Here is a 14,419-nt window from a genome sequence, read left to right as displayed (position 1 = left end):
TGGGGGCGACCCCCAGGAATCCTCTGCGGCCCAACCGGGCCGCTGTGCCATGCGTGTTTCTGTTGTGGCCTGGTCGCCGACGGTGACCGATCAGCCGCCGATACGGCGCTGCGCCTCGGCGATACGGTCGGCGATCGTGCCGTCGATGACCTCGTCGCCGATCCGCACCGAGATCCCGCCGAGGACCTCGGGGTCCACGTCCAGGTTCAGGTGCATCTCGCGGCCGTACATCCGCGCCAGCACGGTTCCGAGGCGCTGCTTCTGCCGATCGCTCAGCGGCACCGCGGAGGTGACGACGGCGACCACGCGGTCGCGGCGCGCCGCGGCCAGCTTGGACAGGGAGTCGAGTCCCTGTTCCAGGCTACGTCCCCGGGGCGCGATGCCCAGGCGGACCACCAGACGCTCGGTGACCGGGTTGGTCTTGCCGCCGAGCAGCCCGCGCAGCAGGCCGCCCTTCGCGGACGCCGTGGCAGAGCGGTCTGCCAGCGCGGCCCGCAGCTCGGTGCTGGAGGCGACGATCCGGCCGAACCGGAACAGTTCGTCCTCGACCTCGTCCAGCGCGCCGGCCCGCTGGGCCGCGACGAGGTCGGCGGTGTTCGCCAGTTCCTCCGTCGCGTCCACCAGGTCCCGGGACTGGGACCAGCGGGAGCGGACCATGCCGGAGACCAGGTCGACGGTCTCGCCGCCCACCTGACCGCCGAGCAGTCGCGCGGCCAGTTCGGCCTTGGCCTCGCCGGCCTGCGCCGGGTCGGTCAGGACCCGACGCAGCGACACCTCGCGGTCGAGCAGCGCGGTGACGGCGGCCAGCTCGTCGGCGAGCTTCGCAGCGTCGACCGACGTGTTGTCGGTCAGCGCGTCGAGACGCTCACGCGCGGCAGCCAGTGCCTCGCGGCTCGCTCCGTTCATCGGGCGGCCTCGGCCTTCTCCTCGAGCTCGTCGAGGAAGCGGTCGATCGTGCGGCTCTGGCGGGCGTGGTCGTCGAGGGACTCACCCACCAGCTTGCCGGCCAGGTCGGTGGCGAGCTTGCCGACGTCCTGGCGCAGCGCGGTCGCCGCGGACTTGCGGTCGGCCTCGATCTGGGCGTGGCCGGCGGCGACGATCTCCTCGCGCTGACGCTGGCCTTCCGCCCTCATCTCGGCGATGATCGCGGCGCCCTGCTCCGTTGCCTCCTGGCGCAGACGCGCGGCCTCGTGGCGGGCCTCGGCCAGCTGTGCCTTGTACTGCTCAAGCACACTCTGGGCCTCGACCTGGGCCGATTCGGCCTTCTCGATGCCGCCCTCGATGGCCTCGCGGCGCTGCTCCAGAACCTTGTTGATGTTCGGGAGGAGCTTCTTGGCGAGGAAGCCGAAGACGATGACGAAGGCGATCAGGCCGATGACGAGCTCGTCGAGATGCGGGATCAGAGGATTCTGAGGCTCCTCCGCAGCCGCAAGGAACAGAGCGTTCACATCAGTGCCTTCCGTGAAAGGGGTTGGGCTGTCGGTCCGGCTTACTGGTAGACGAAGCCCATGACGATGCCGATGAGGGCGAGCGCCTCACAGAAGGCGAAACCCATGATCTGGTTGGTGCGGATCAGGCCGGCCGCCTCAGGCTGACGGGCGAGGGCCTGGGTGCCGTTACCGAAGATGATGCCGACGCCGACGCCGGGGCCGATCGCAGCGAGGCCGTAGCCGATCGACGCGACGTTGCCGACGACGTTTGTCCTCGCGGAGCCTTCGGCGGCGGCGAGGTTGATCATGTCGAGAGCAGCGGACATGCCGTTACTTCCTTCTCTTTCAATGACCCGGTGGGGGTTGGCCACCGGACGTCTGCTGGTTGTTGACCGGGCCGGGCCTGAGCCCGTCGCTCAGTGGTGCTCGGCGAGCGCGCCCTGGATGTAGCTGGAGGCCAGGAGCACGAAGACGTACGCCTGGACGGCCTGGATGAAGAGCTCGAAGGCGGTCATCACGAGGACCATGGCGAACGAGGCGGTCGCGTAGACGAAGCCGAGGCCGTTCATCAGGTACCACGTGGCCACGGTGAACATCACGATCAGCAGGTGACCGGCGAACATGTTCGCGAACAGTCGGACCGCGTGGGTGAAGGGGCGGATGATCAGGTTGGAGAGGAACTCCAGGCCCATGATCACCGGCAGGATGCCCTTGGGGAGCGTCGCGTCGTAACCGAGGATGTTCTTCCAGCCGCCCACGAAGCCGTGCTTCTTGAAGGTCAGGCTGACCCACATCACATACACGATCAGCGCCAGGATCGCCGGGAAGGCGATCAGCGAGGTGACCGGGAACTGGGCGAGCGGGATGATGGACCAGAGGTTCATGATCCACACGAAGAAGAACAACGACACCATGAACGGCACGTACTTCTCGCCGTCCTTCTTGCCGATGATCTCGTAGACGATGCCCCGGCGGACGAAGTCGTATCCGGCTTCACCGACCATCTGGAGCTTGCCCGGGACCATCTTCGGCTTGGCGAACGCGGCCCAGAAGAAGCCGACGACCACGATCGAGCTCAGCAGCGCGAGAAGCATCGGCTTGCTGAACTCGAAGCCACCCACGGTGAAGATGGGCTCGTACAGGAAGGTGTGCAGGCCCGGAGCAGGGAATCCACACCCGGAGAAGATGTGGCAGCTCGCGTCGAAGGCAAGCGTCTGGTCAGCACTCACCGCGGGCTCCTTCAGCGTGGCGCATAGGTACGGCAACCTCGTTGTGTCGGCGCGGCACGCAGCCGCGGGTCGGCACTGGACTGTTCTTACAGGTAAGGGGGCGGCGGTTCGGCGTCGAGCCTCGCGCTGGGTCAGGCGTCAGCTCGGATGCCCGCGCCCGCAGTGCCGCAGTTGGCACCGGACGATAGCAGGATCGTGAACGGGCGTTTATCCCGGCCCTACCCCTCATGCCGTCGACCCAGTCTTCTCGGGCCCTGTGGCCGTCGAGGACTGCGGGTCGACGTAAAGGATCTTGGCCTTCATATAGGCGCGCGCCTGCGCGGTGACCCAGACGATGGTCGTCGCGAGCAGGGTGAAGGCCATGGCCTTCGAGTGGAACAGAGTGGTGCCCCGGAACACCGCCATGAACACGAACAGCAGCAGCAGCTGGGCCGTGTAGAGGAGCAGCCCCATCGCCTGGAACAGGTGCGGGAGGCGCTTCGCGGTGCGCTGGAGCACCACCATGCCGGCACCCATGAAGGTGATCACCACCAGGGTGCCGACGACCGCCCCCAAGGCACCCTTCCCCCCGGCGACCACCCCGCTCACCACCGCGGCGATGACGCCTGCGGCTGCGGTGGGTACGGCGGCGAGAAGGACGGTGCGGGCGTCGTTGGACAGCATGGCGGCAGCTCCGCTGATGGTGGGGGCAGTGGTGTCGTCATGGACGAGCGTAGAGCCGGTCCGAGGCGAGTCTCGGGGCCAAAGGGCCGTCGCACTACGGACCTTCGGCTCTGTATCCGGTTCTCGTGAACCGTATCACAAACTATTTGAATAGGTCTTTACCCAGAGGTGTGCCAACTCTCACACATGAGAGTGACTCCGCGCGTGTGTGCACGACACAGGGGCCGTTTGTCTGGTATTGGGCGCAATTGCGTCAGAGCGGGTCGGTCCCCGCCATCGCCACCGCGTCCTTGAAGCCCACTACGTCAACTTGGCGTTCCCGCCTTACGCCGGTCCGTGAAGCGTGAACGGGCGCCGATGGCTGTCGCTCCGTTGATGCCGACCGGAACGGGGACCCGCTCGCCGTCCGCTGTGTCCGTCCCGTCGAGCGCGGAGGCCGCGGTCCCGGCCGAGTCCGCGTCGTACGGCGGTGCTGTGCCGAACGGCCCCTCAGGCGCTTCGCCGGACCACTCGCCGCCGTGCGAGGACACCCCGGCGGACAGTGCCGGCTCCGGGCGTCTGCGGCGGTAGCGCGGCGGTACGAACGCCTCCGCCCACCGAGGGGCGCGCGGCGTGAAGCGCGGCAGCAGCAGAAGCACGAGACCGACCGCGCTCAGCCCCACGATGCCGAGCACGATCCACGTCGACGCCGAGTGCACCGAATAGGCGACGACACCGAAGGCGATCAGCGCCGACCAGAAGTACATGATCAGCACGGCACGGCTGTGTGAGTGCCCGATCTCCAGCAGCCGGTGGTGCAGATGCCCGCGGTCGGCGGCGAAGGGCGACTTCCCGTTCCAGGTCCGGCGGACGATCGCCAGCAGCAGATCGGCGAGCGGGATCGCGATGATGGTCAGCGGCAGCAGCAGCGGGATGAAGACCGGCAGCGCCGCGTGGGTGGCCTCGCGGGTGCCTCCCTCGAACAGCTTCAGCGCGTCCGGGTCCACCTGGCCCGTCACCGAGATCGCGGACGCGGCGAGCACCAGACCGATCAGCATGGATCCGGAGTCGCCCATGAAGATCCGCGCGGGATGCATGTTGTGCGGCAGGAAGCCCAGGCACATGCCCATCAGGATCGCGGCGAAGAGGGTCGCGGGTGCGGCGGCCTCGATCGTGTAGCCGTACCAGATGCGGTACGCGTACAGGAAGAACGCGGCGGTGGCGATGCACACCATGCCCGCGGCGAGACCGTCCAGGCCGTCCACGAAGTTCACCGCGTTGATGGTGACGACCACCAGGGCGACGGTGAGCAGGGTGCCCTGCCACTGGGTGAGCGCGACCGTGCCGATGCCCGGGATCGGCAGCCAGAGGATCGTCAGACCCTGCACGACCATCACACCCGCGGCGATCATCTGCGCACCCAGTTTGATGAGCGCGTCGATCTCGAACTTGTCGTCGAGCACACCGACCAGCCAGATCAGCGCGGCCCCTGAGAGCAGGGCGCGTGGCTCGTTGGACAGCTCGAAGACGGCGTTGAGGTTGGTCAGGTGGTCGGCGACCAGGAGCCCCGCGCACAGACCGAAGAACATGGCGATGCCACCGAGCCGCGGAGTCGGTTCTCGGTGTACGTCGCGGGCGCGGATCTCCGGCATCGCTCCGGTCGCGATGGCGAACTTCCGCACCGGACCGGTGAGCAGATAGGTCACCGCCGCCGTGACACAGAGCGTCAGCAGGTAATCACGCACGGGCTGCCCCACAGGTATCGCTGGCCATCTCAGCCTCACACCCTAGCTTCGTTGGCCTTGTGGGTGAGGACTTCGGGAAGGTGAGAACGGTTGCATCCGGCCCTTCCCGGCCCGCTCCGGGCTCGGCGCATGCCCGGCCCGCGTTCCGACGGAGCCCGGCCCGCGTTCCGACGGAGCCCGGTCCGGACTCGCTCAGCGGCCCCGCCGCGCGGCTCAGTACGGCGGGAAGCGCCCGGTCAGCTCCCGCACCTCGTCGCGCAGCCGCCGGGCCACACCGCCGTCTCCGGGTGCGCGCAACGCCAGGCCGAACAGTGCCGCCATACGGCGCATCTCCGCCTCGCCCATGCCCTGGGTGGTGACGGCCGCGGTACCCAGCCTGACCCCGCGCCCGTCGCCGTACGGCAGCGCACATGTGTCCAGGACCATCCCGACGGCCCCGAGCCTGCCCCTGGCCGTCCGTCCGTCCACGCCCAGCGGGGCCGGGTCCGCCATGATCAGGTGGGTGTCGGTGCCCCCTGTGGTGACGGCGAAGCCCTCGTCGGCCAGCGCGCCCGCGAGCACTCGCGCGTTGGCCACGACCTTGCGGGCGTACTCGGCGAACGCAGGGGTGGCTGCCTCGCCGAAGCCCACGGCCTTGGCGGCGATGGTGTGCATCTGGGCGCCGCCCTGGGTGAACGGGAAGACCGCCCGGTCGATACGCTCGCCGAGATGGCTCCCGCACAGCAGCATCCCGCCGCGGGGGCCGCGGAGCACCTTGTGCGTCGTGGCGCAGACGACATCCGCGTAGGGCACGGGGTTCGGCGCCACTCCCCCGGCGATCAGGCCCATCGGATGGGCGGAGTCCACGATCAGATACGCGCCCACTTCGTCGGCGATCTCACGGAACGCGGCGTAGTCGGGGTGGCGCGGATAGGAAATCGACCCGCAGACGATCGCCTTGGGCCGGTGCTCCCGTGCCAGGGCGCCCATCTGCTCGTAGTCGAGCAGTCCGGACTCCGCGTCGACCCCGTACGGGACGAAGTCGAACCAGCGGCCGGAGAAGTTGGCCGGGGATCCGTGTGTGAGGTGCCCGCCGAAGGCCAGTCCCATCGCCAGCACGGTGTCGCCCGGCCGCAGGAGCGCGGCATACGCCGCGAGCACGGCGGACGAGCCCGAGTGCGGCTGTACGTTCGCGTGCTCGGCGCCGAAGAGGGCCTTCGCCCGGTCGACGGCGATCCGCTCGGCGGCGTCGACGAGCTCGCAGCCACCGTGGTACCGCGTGCCCGGGTAGCCCTCGGCGTACTTGTTGGAGAGCCGAGAGCCGAGCGCCGCGAGCACGGCGGGCGAGGTGAAGTTCTCGGCGGCGATGAGCTGCAGGGTGTCGGTCTGCCTGACCGTCTCACCCAGGATGACCTCGGCGATCTCCGGGTCCTGGCGGCGCAGCGCCGCGAGTTCGGGAGAGCGGGCGACGGCGGCTCGGGCCGCGGCCGGTTCGGCCGACGCTGCCGGTGCGGCTTGGGCGGCTGGTGCTTCGGTGCTGCTGCTGACCGGCATGGTGTGCTCCGGGCATCAGATGGGTTCGTGCGATCCAATGTAGGCCGGTGTCGGCCCGTCCGCGCACCGTTCCGCCGGTTTCACCGTTCTCCGGGCCGGTCCGCCTGGGCCGTGTCCCTCGCGGAGGAAGGCCGGTACACGGGCCTCACCGCCACCCGGGCCTGTGCCGGGACTCCCTTGGGTCGAGGGCGCGCGGGGCCTCGTCAGCGGCTCGCGGGCACGCCGGTCAGCGCCGTCACCACCGGGTCCAGCGCCTGGTTGATCTCCTCGCCGATCGAGCGGAAGAACGTGATCGGCGCACCGTACGGGTCGTACACCTCGTCCGCCTCAGCGCTCGGCGCGAGCAGCCAACCGCGCAGCGCGGCCGCGGCGCGCACCAGGGCCCTGGCCCGCTCCACGAAGCCTTCGCTGCGCGGGTCCGGCAGCGTCGCCGGGTCTATCGCCCGGACGAGCCGGGTGAACTCCTTCAGCGTGAAGGTGCGCAGTCCGGCGGAGTGCCCCATCGAGATGACCTGCGCCCGGTGGTCACGGGTCGCCGTCAGCACCAGGTCGGCGCGGATGACGTGCTCGTCGAGCAGCTCCCGCCCGGTGAAGCCGCTGGGGTCCGCGCCGAAGTCGGCCAGCACCGTCTCGGCGTTCGGCTCCATCGCCGCTCCCTCATGCCCCCAGGTGCCCGCGCTCTCCACGATCAGCCCGCGCGCCGACAGGTCTCCCAGCCGGTCGCGCAGGGCATGCCGAGTCAACCGCTCGGTGATCGGCGAGCGGCAGACGTTGCCCGTGCTGACGTGGAGGATCCTGAAGGTGTCGCCGCCGTTCACCGCGCCTATGCCGCGCTCCTCGGATGCGGTCACTGGGCCGGTCCCCGGCCGCACACCGCGCTCATGGAGCCACCTCGAGGTCGGGTACCACCTTCCGCAGCTCGTCCGCTTCGAGCGCCCCGGCACGCAGCAGCACCGGCACCTTCCCGGTGACGTCGACGATCGAGGACGGGACGATGCCGGGAGTCGGTCCACCGTCGAGGTAGACGGACACGGAGTCGCCGAGCATGCTCTGCGCGGCGTCGCAGTCCTCCGGCGCGGGGTGCCCGGTCAGGTTCGCGGAGGACACCGCCATCGGGCCGACCTCCGTGAGCAGCTCGATCGCGACCGGGTGCAGCGGCATCCGGATGGCGACCGTGCCCCGGGTGTCACCGAGGTCCCACTGCAACGACGGCTGGTGCCTGGCGACCAGCGTCAGCGCACCCGGCCAGAACGCGTCGACAAGCTCCCACGCCTTCTCCGAGAAGTCCGTGACCAGCCCGTGCAGGGTGTTGGGCGAACCGATGAGCACCGGCGTGGGCATGTTGCGGCCGCGGCCCTTGGCGTCGAGCAGCTCGCTGACGGCCTCGCTGCTGAACGCGTCGGCGCCGATGCCGTACACGGTGTCGGTGGGCAGCACCACCAGCTCGCCGCGGCGCACCGCCGATGCCGCCTCGCGCAGACCGGTGGTGCGATCGGTCGCGTCGTTGCAGTCGTATCGCCGAGCCATCAGCGGGCCTCCTTCTTTTCGAGCACTCGGTCTACCTCCGAGGCGCTCCAGCGTGCGTCGACAGTTGATCGGACTCGGCCCGCCCCTGCCTTCGGCGGGTGAGTCCCCGTGTTCATCGGGGCCCGGGCGCGGTCTGCCTTCCGACCACGCTCCCCCCTGGTCATCGGCCGGGGGGATCCCCACCGCCGCTCACTCGGGCCGGCCGGGGGGCCGGGCTCCGACGAGCGCAGGGGGGTCATGGCATCGCCTTGCGCGCGGTCGCGAACCGCGGGCGGTTGTTCAGGTCGGGATGGTCTGCCGCGTCCGCCCAGCCGGACTCCTCGTTGAAGATCCACGGCACCTGGCCGCCCTGGGTGTCCGCGTGCTCCACGACGACGAGCCCGCCGGGGCGCAGCAGCCGGTGGGCGGTGCGCTCGATACCGCGGATGGTGTCGAGCCCGTCCTCACCCGAGAAGAGCGCCATCTCCGGGTCATGGTCGCGCGCCTCGGGAGCGACGTACTCCCACTCGGTGAGCGGGATGTACGGCGGATTGGAGATCACCAGGTCGACCTGGCCGTCGAGCTCGGGCAGTGCGACAAGCGCGTTCCCGTGGTGGACGGCGACCCGCGAGCCCTCGGCGTTCCTGCGGGTCCAGTCGATCGCGTCGTCCGACAGCTCCACGGCGTGCACCCGGGAGCGCGGCACCTCCTGCGCGATCGCGAGCGCGATGGCGCCGGAGCCCGAACACAGATCCACGACCAGCGGCTCGACCACGTCCATCGCCCGCACCGCGTCTATGGCCCAGCCGACGACCGACTCGGTCTCGGGCCGGGGCACGAAGACACCGGGGCCCACCTGGAGCTCCAGATAGCGGAAGAAGGCCCGCCCGGTGATGTGCTGCAGCGGCTCGCGGGCCTCCCGGCGCGCGATCGCCTCCCAGTAGCGGGCGTCGAAGTCCGCGTCCTTGACCAGGTGCAACTCGCCGCGCTTGACGCCGTGCACGAACGCGGCGAGCTCCTCCGCGTCGAAGCGTGGCGAGGGCACGCCGGCGTCCGCCAGCCGCTGGGTGGCCTGGGCCACTTCGGCAAGCAGCAGGGATCGGGGGTACGGGGGTCGTCCCCCCGGGAGCGACTGCACGCTGGTCCTCCGGGCCGGTCGGTTCTGTCTTGCCTGTCTTGCTGCTGACCACTCGCTCGGCCGACTGCCGGACGTGGCCGTCCTGGCTCGCCCGCCGCCTCGCGCACCGCTTACGCGGCGGCGAGCTTCGCTGCGGAGTCGGCGTCGACACAGGCCTGGATCACCGCGTCCAGTTCCCCGTCGAGCACCTGGTCCAAGTTGTACGCCTTGAATCCGACGCGGTGGTCAGAGATCCGGTTCTCCGGGAAGTTGTACGTACGGATCTTCTCGGAGCGGTCCACCGTGCGCACTTGGCTGCGCCGGGCGTCGGCGGCCTCGCGCTCGGCCTCCTCCTGCGCGGCGGCGAGCAGCCGGGAGCGGAGGATACGCATGGCCTGCTCCTTGTTCTGGAGCTGGCTCTTCTCGTTCTGGCAGGACGCCACGACACCCGTCGGGATGTGCGTGATGCGCACAGCCGAGTCGGTGGTGTTGACGGACTGGCCACCGGGGCCCGACGAGCGGTAGACGTCGATCCGCAGGTCGTTGGGGTTGATCTCGACCTCGACCTCCTCGGCCTCCGGGGTGACCAGCACGCCCGCGGCCGATGTGTGGATACGGCCCTGGGACTCGGTGGCCGGCACCCGCTGCACCCGGTGCACGCCGCCCTCGTACTTCAGCCGGGCCCAGACGCCCTGGCCGGGCTCGGGGGTCGCGTTGCCCTTGAGCTTCACGGCCACCTGGACGTCCTTGTAGCCGCCGAGCTCGGACTCGGTGGCGTCGATGATCTCGGTCTTCCAGCCGACGCGCTCGGCATAGCGCAGATACATGCGCAGCAGATCGCCCGCGAACAGCGCCGACTCGTCGCCCCCCGCGCCCGCCTTGATCTCCAGGATGACGTCCTTGTCGTCGCTGGGGTCGCGCGGGACGAGCAGCAGCCGCAGCTTGTCGGTGAGCTCATCGCGCTGCTTGTCCAGTTCCTTGACCTCGGCGGCGAAGTCCGGGTCGTCATGGGCGAGCTCGCGGGCCGTCTCGATGTCGTCCCCGGTCTGCTTCCAGGAGCGGTACGTGGCGACGATCGGAGTCAGCTCGGCGTAGCGCTTGTTGAGCTTGCGCGCGTTGGCCTGGTCGGCGTGGACCGAAGGGTCGGCGAGCTTCTTCTCGAGATCGGCGTGCTCGCCGATCAGTTCCTCGACCGCCTCGAACATCGGGGGCTCCTGGTATGCGTTACGAAAGTGCTGCGGGAGTGCTGCGGGGATGAAGCTGCTGCCGGTCCGGGGGTGGCGTCCGGTCGTCCCGGGTCCCCGCCGTGAGCGGGGACGGCAAAGCGCCGGTCCCGGCCGCCCCGCGCGGGGGCAGCCGAGAACCGGCGCAGTGGCTCGCTACTTCTTGGCGGAGCCGGCAGCCTTGCCGAAGCGGGCCTCGAAGCGGGCCACACGGCCACCGGTGTCGAGGATCTTCTGCTTGCCCGTGTAGAACGGGTGGCACTCGGAGCAGACCTCGGCGCGGATGGCGCCGCTCTCGATCGTGCTGCGGGTGGTGAACGACGCGCCGCAGGTGCAGCTCACCTGGGTCTCGACGTACTCGGGGTGGATGTCGCGCTTCAAGGTGTCTCCTAGATTCGGGAGGGCACCGGGTCGCACACGCGGGATGCGGGTACGTGAACCGGGGCCGACGTACCAGTCTGCCAGGACCGGCCGTATCTCCCAAAACCGGGGTGGGGCCGCGGGTATTCCCCGCTTCCGGCCGGACCTCAGGAGCGTTCGCGCGACCTGCCCCTCCCGGGCTGCCGGACCCGGTGGCGCTGCCGTCCACCACCACCCGGCCGACGCCGCACCGCGGGCGCCACTCGACCGTGGAGGACCGGGCCGAGAGTGACCGACCCGGCCGGAATCGGCCGTGTCGCCCGCGCGCCGGCTACTGCACGACGTCCGCCGCCTGGCCCTCGGCCGCGCCCTCGGTCGCCGAGGCGGGGATCGGCTTGTCTGCCGCGAGAGCCTTCCAGACCTGCTGGGACTGCTTCTCCAGCGGTCTGACGCGGTTGGGGTCGACCTGGTCGTACTGGACCGGCAAGGTGATCATGTTGACGTCATCGGCGCCGAGTTCCTTGAGCCCGCGCGCGAAGCCGGCGAGCGCCTCGACCGAGTCGAGTTCCGAGTCGGGGGTGATCGCCTTGGTGGCGCTGTCGGCGAGTCCGAAGAGCTTGTCCGGGCTGGTGAGCAGCCCGACACCCTTGACCTGCTGGATCAAGGCCTTGATGAACGCCTGCTGGAGCTGGATGCGCCCCAGGTCGCTGCCGTCGCCCACGGTCTTGCGGGTGCGGACGAGGGCGAGCGCCTGCTCGCCGTCCAGGGTGTGGGTGCCGGGTTCGAGGTCGAGACGGCTCTTGGTGTCCTTGATCGCCTTGTTGGTGGTGATCTTGACGCCGCCGAGTTCGTCGATGATCTCCTGGAAGCCGCTGAAGTCCACTTCCATGTAGTGGTCCATGCGGATGCCGGACATCTTCTCGACGGTCTTGACCGCGCAGGCGGGCCCGCCGACCTGATACGCCGTGTTGAACATGGCGCGGGACTCGCCGCGTACATCATCGCCGTTGCCGTCGGTGCATTCCGGGCGGTCCACGAGGGTGTCGCGAGGCACGGAGACGACCGCGGCCTTCTTGTGGCCCTCGTAGACGTGCACGATCATCGCGGTGTCGGAGCGGGCGCTGCCCTCGTCCGTGCCGTACTTGGAGTTGTCGCCGGCCCGGGAGTCGGAGCCCAGGACGAGGATGTCCATCGATCCGTTGTCCACGTCGTCAGGACGGTCGGTGCCGAGCTGGGCATTGATGTCGACGCCCTGGATGTTGCCGTTGAGCTTGAAGTACAGGTATCCCAGACCGGATCCGCCGGCGAGCACCAGACCGCCCGCCACCCAGGCGGTGGCCGTCACGGCGCGGCGCCGCCCGGTGGGCGGCTTGCGGCGTTTGCCGGTGGCGCGTATTCGACTGCCCTTGCTCTGGTCGGCCATATCCCCTCGAGTCCTCGTCGGTCCTCTGTCCTCGCCGTCGCGTCCGACATGGTTTGCCCGCCATGTCAAATTTTGTTACGCCACTGGTATGACGGCCAGGCGGTGAGAAGGGTTGCACAGGAACCTGAGAGGTACGCGAGAGTCACTTGGTGACCGCAGGAGGAGGACCTGTGTGCTTCATGCGGACCGGGGCACACAGCCCCTGATTCACCTGCGAGTTCCAAGGCCTCGGCAGGCACAGGCGGACACTCGTCGTCGCGGGCCGGATGGCGGCGTGTGGCGAACGTCCCACCGGGGCGCGGGGGTCGACCGGCGGACGACGGCGGCAGAGCCGAGGGTGCCCGCCGTGCGTGACGCACGGCGGGCACCCTCGGCTTCTTCGCTGCGCTGCCTCGTCAGCCGAGCAGGTTCATCGTGTGGAAGCTGGTGCCGAGCGCGACCCTGGTGCCGAAGATCCCGCCGGAGGACTTGCCGTTGCCCGGGTAGAGCCACAGCTTGCCGCCGGTCTCGCGCACCCAGACGTCGGCGATGCCGTCGCCGTTCACATCACCGGTGGTGACCAGCGCGGTGAAGCTCCTCGGCCGGAACGTGACCGTCTTGATGCGGGCCGCGAACGGCGCCGACGCCTTGCCCGTGCCCTTGTACAGATAGGTGGTGCCGTCCGCGCCGCGGGCGAGCAGGTCGGGCATACCGTCGTTGGTGAAGTCGCCGTGGCCGCCGAGGATTCCGTACTGGGCCCAGCCGGTGCCGACCCGGACCGCGGTGCCGAGACCACCCTTGCCGTCGCCCGGGCGCAGGTACATCGTGCCCGCGGAGTCCACCGTCAGCAGGTCGGGCTTCTCGTCGCCGGTGACGTCACCCGGGGCCACGAAGTGCTTGTACGTGCCCCAGGCGCTCGACAGGAGCTTGCGCTTGACCGTGCCCTCCGACGGCACGTAGTGGTCCCAGTACACGGAACCGCTCTTGGCCCGGACGATCATGTCCTGGTAGTCGTCGCGGTTGAGGTCGGTCTGGAGCAGGACCGTGTTGCCGGCGAAGGAACCGAGATCGACGGCGCGGTTGACTCCCGTGCCCCTCGACGTCCAGCTGAACAGCTTGTTGTCGGACCCCCTGCGACCCAGCAGGTCGGCCTTGTCGTCGTTGTTCCAGTTCGCGTCGTCGACGCGGGCCTGGATCGCCGCCGAGTAGGTGGACGTCTTCGCGTACACGCCGTACTTGCCCTTGGCCGAGCAGTCGACATCACCCCAGGAGACGACACCGGCGAGCTTGCCGTTGACGACGAGCGGGCCGCCCGAGTCACCGTTGCAGGTGGTCTCGGTGGTGGCGTCGTCGCCGGTCGGGGCTGCGCCGGCGCAGACCATGTGGCCCTTGACGAACTTGGCGGCGGTCGCGGTGGACTCCGGGTAGGCGGTGGCGCAGGCGGTGTCCGAGACGATGTCGGCGTCGGCGACCTTCAGCGTGTCCGAGCCGCTGTTCGGGTCGGTCGAGCTGGTACGGCCCCAGCCGTAGACCTTGCCGTCGTTGCCCGCCGTGTACAGGGAGCTGTCCGACGGCTGTGCCAGCGGGAGCGTCGCCACACTGACCTTGGAGTCCAGCGTGAGCACGGCGACGTCGTTGTCGATGTCGACGTCGTCGTACGCCGGGTGGTCCCACTGGCGGTAGGCGCCGCGGACTTGGCCGCCGTGCCAGTCGACGGTGTCGCCGTCCACGGTGGGCACATGGTTGGTGCCGACGACGACCGTCCCGGTCTGGGCCCAGTCGATGCCGTCGACGCAGTGCGCCGCGGTGGCGACCTTGGTCGGAGCGATGACCGCGCCACCGCAGAAGTAGCCGCGGCCCTCGCTGTCCTGGAAGTAGAGCTGAGCCATCCACGGCGCGGAGGAGATCGTGGTCTCCTTGCCGCCGATGATGCGGGCACTCGGCGCGCTGCGGGCGGACGTACCGGGCTCGGTGGACCCGGCGGCCTCAGTGGACCCGGCGGCCTCCGGCTGCTTGACGAGCGTGTGCTTGCTGCGCTCGTCTGCCTTGATCGCGGCCACCAGGCGCTCGCCCAACTCGGCCTTCGACACCGCGGCAGGCTTCTGCGCGTCAGCGGCGATCGGCGAGCTGCCCTCGCCGGCTTCCGCCGAGTCGGTGCCGGTGAAGGCGATGCCCGCTCCTGCGAGCGCGGCTGCTGCGGCCACGGCCGGGAGCGCGAGCTTCATGCGGCGC

The 14,419-nt window shown here is 69.7% G+C and carries 14 protein-coding genes; all 14 read right to left on the bottom strand.

Going from position 1 to position 14,419, the window contains the following annotated elements:
• Nucleotides 1–90: 90 nt before the first annotated feature.
• The 14 genes from V1460_RS07940 to V1460_RS07875 all read right to left on the bottom strand — a co-directional run bounded on the left by V1460_RS07940 (nt 91) and on the right by V1460_RS07875 (nt 14,412).
• Nucleotides 91–906, bottom strand: a complete 816-nt coding sequence (locus tag V1460_RS07940) for a F0F1 ATP synthase subunit delta (RefSeq protein WP_338672987.1) — start codon at nt 904–906, stop codon at nt 91–93.
• The gene (locus V1460_RS07935; RefSeq protein WP_338672985.1) at nt 903–1,448 is read right to left on the bottom strand and encodes a F0F1 ATP synthase subunit B; all 546 of its coding nucleotides are present in this window, start codon (nt 1,446–1,448) and stop codon (nt 903–905) included. The genes V1460_RS07940 and V1460_RS07935 overlap by 4 nt, the downstream gene beginning before the upstream one ends.
• A 41-nt stretch (nt 1,449–1,489) precedes the next feature.
• Complete coding sequence (atpE, locus tag V1460_RS07930) at nt 1,490–1,756, bottom strand: ATP synthase F0 subunit C (RefSeq protein ID WP_338672984.1); 267 nt, start codon at nt 1,754–1,756, stop codon at nt 1,490–1,492.
• 90 nt (nt 1,757–1,846) lie between these two features.
• Nucleotides 1,847–2,659: a F0F1 ATP synthase subunit A gene (atpB, locus tag V1460_RS07925; protein ID WP_338672983.1), complete on the bottom strand. Its 813-nt coding sequence runs from the start codon at nt 2,657–2,659 to the stop codon at nt 1,847–1,849.
• Nucleotides 2,660–2,884: 225 nt separating this feature from the next.
• Nucleotides 2,885–3,322 (bottom strand): hypothetical protein, encoded by a 438-nt coding sequence (locus tag V1460_RS07920; RefSeq protein ID WP_338672982.1) that lies wholly within the window; start codon nt 3,320–3,322, stop codon nt 2,885–2,887.
• A 305-nt stretch (nt 3,323–3,627) separates the two neighbouring features.
• A complete protein-coding gene (locus V1460_RS07915) occupies nt 3,628–5,046 on the bottom strand; it encodes an MraY family glycosyltransferase (RefSeq protein WP_338672981.1) in 1,419 nt (472 codons plus the stop codon).
• A 213-nt stretch (nt 5,047–5,259) separates the two neighbouring features.
• Nucleotides 5,260–6,579: a serine hydroxymethyltransferase gene (gene glyA, locus V1460_RS07910; protein WP_338672980.1), complete on the bottom strand. Its 1,320-nt coding sequence runs from the start codon at nt 6,577–6,579 to the stop codon at nt 5,260–5,262.
• Between the two features lie 203 nt (nt 6,580–6,782).
• Nucleotides 6,783–7,430 (bottom strand): protein-tyrosine-phosphatase, encoded by a 648-nt coding sequence (locus V1460_RS07905; protein WP_338672979.1) that lies wholly within the window; start codon nt 7,428–7,430, stop codon nt 6,783–6,785.
• Nucleotides 7,431–7,458: 28 nt separating this feature from the next.
• Nucleotides 7,459–8,106 carry an L-threonylcarbamoyladenylate synthase gene (locus V1460_RS07900; RefSeq protein WP_338672978.1) on the bottom strand — a complete coding sequence of 216 codons (648 nt, stop codon included), beginning with the start codon at nt 8,104–8,106 and terminating at the stop codon, nt 7,459–7,461.
• Nucleotides 8,107–8,341: 235 nt separating this feature from the next.
• Entirely contained in the window at nt 8,342–9,223 is an 882-nt protein-coding gene (gene prmC / locus V1460_RS07895) for a peptide chain release factor N(5)-glutamine methyltransferase (protein WP_338672976.1), read from the bottom strand.
• Nucleotides 9,224–9,333: 110 nt separating this feature from the next.
• On the bottom strand, nt 9,334–10,407 hold the full coding sequence (prfA, locus tag V1460_RS07890) for a peptide chain release factor 1 (RefSeq protein ID WP_338672975.1): 1,074 nt from the start codon (nt 10,405–10,407) through the stop codon (nt 9,334–9,336).
• Between the two features lie 174 nt (nt 10,408–10,581).
• Nucleotides 10,582–10,806, bottom strand: coding sequence for a 50S ribosomal protein L31 (gene rpmE / locus V1460_RS07885; RefSeq protein WP_338672974.1), 225 nt, complete (start codon nt 10,804–10,806; stop codon nt 10,582–10,584).
• A 310-nt stretch (nt 10,807–11,116) separates the two neighbouring features.
• Nucleotides 11,117–12,208 (bottom strand): LCP family protein, encoded by a 1,092-nt coding sequence (locus tag V1460_RS07880; RefSeq protein ID WP_338672973.1) that lies wholly within the window; start codon nt 12,206–12,208, stop codon nt 11,117–11,119.
• Between the two features lie 395 nt (nt 12,209–12,603).
• Nucleotides 12,604–14,412, bottom strand: a complete 1,809-nt coding sequence (locus V1460_RS07875; RefSeq protein ID WP_338672972.1) for a trypsin-like serine protease — start codon at nt 14,410–14,412, stop codon at nt 12,604–12,606.
• Nucleotides 14,413–14,419 lie beyond the last annotated feature (7 nt).

It is taken from the genome of Streptomyces sp. SCSIO 30461, assembly GCF_037023745.1.
In the GTDB taxonomy this organism is placed as follows: domain Bacteria; phylum Actinomycetota; class Actinomycetes; order Streptomycetales; family Streptomycetaceae; genus Streptomyces.
Note: the sequence above shows the minus strand (reverse complement) of the source record. Positions and strands in the feature narration are given on the sequence as shown.

Bases quoted from the DNA above. Each gene is read 5' to 3' on its own strand.
- V1460_RS07940 (WP_338672987.1), bottom strand. From the start codon at position 906: ATGAACGGAGCGAGCCGCGAGGCACTGGCTGCCGCGCGTGAGCGTCTC.
- atpE (WP_338672984.1), bottom strand. From the start codon at position 1,756: ATGTCCGCTGCTCTCGACATGATCAACCTCGCCGCCGCCGAAGGCTCC.
- V1460_RS07920 (WP_338672982.1), bottom strand. From the start codon at position 3,322: ATGCTGTCCAACGACGCCCGCACCGTCCTTCTCGCCGCCGTACCCACC.
- glyA (WP_338672980.1), bottom strand. From the start codon at position 6,579: ATGCCGGTCAGCAGCAGCACCGAAGCACCAGCCGCCCAAGCCGCACCG.
- V1460_RS07900 (WP_338672978.1), bottom strand. From the start codon at position 8,106: ATGGCTCGGCGATACGACTGCAACGACGCGACCGATCGCACCACCGGT.
- prfA (WP_338672975.1), bottom strand. From the start codon at position 10,407: ATGTTCGAGGCGGTCGAGGAACTGATCGGCGAGCACGCCGATCTCGAG.
- V1460_RS07880 (WP_338672973.1), bottom strand. From the start codon at position 12,208: ATGGCCGACCAGAGCAAGGGCAGTCGAATACGCGCCACCGGCAAACGC.
- V1460_RS07875 (WP_338672972.1), bottom strand. From the start codon at position 14,412: ATGAAGCTCGCGCTCCCGGCCGTGGCCGCAGCAGCCGCGCTCGCAGGA.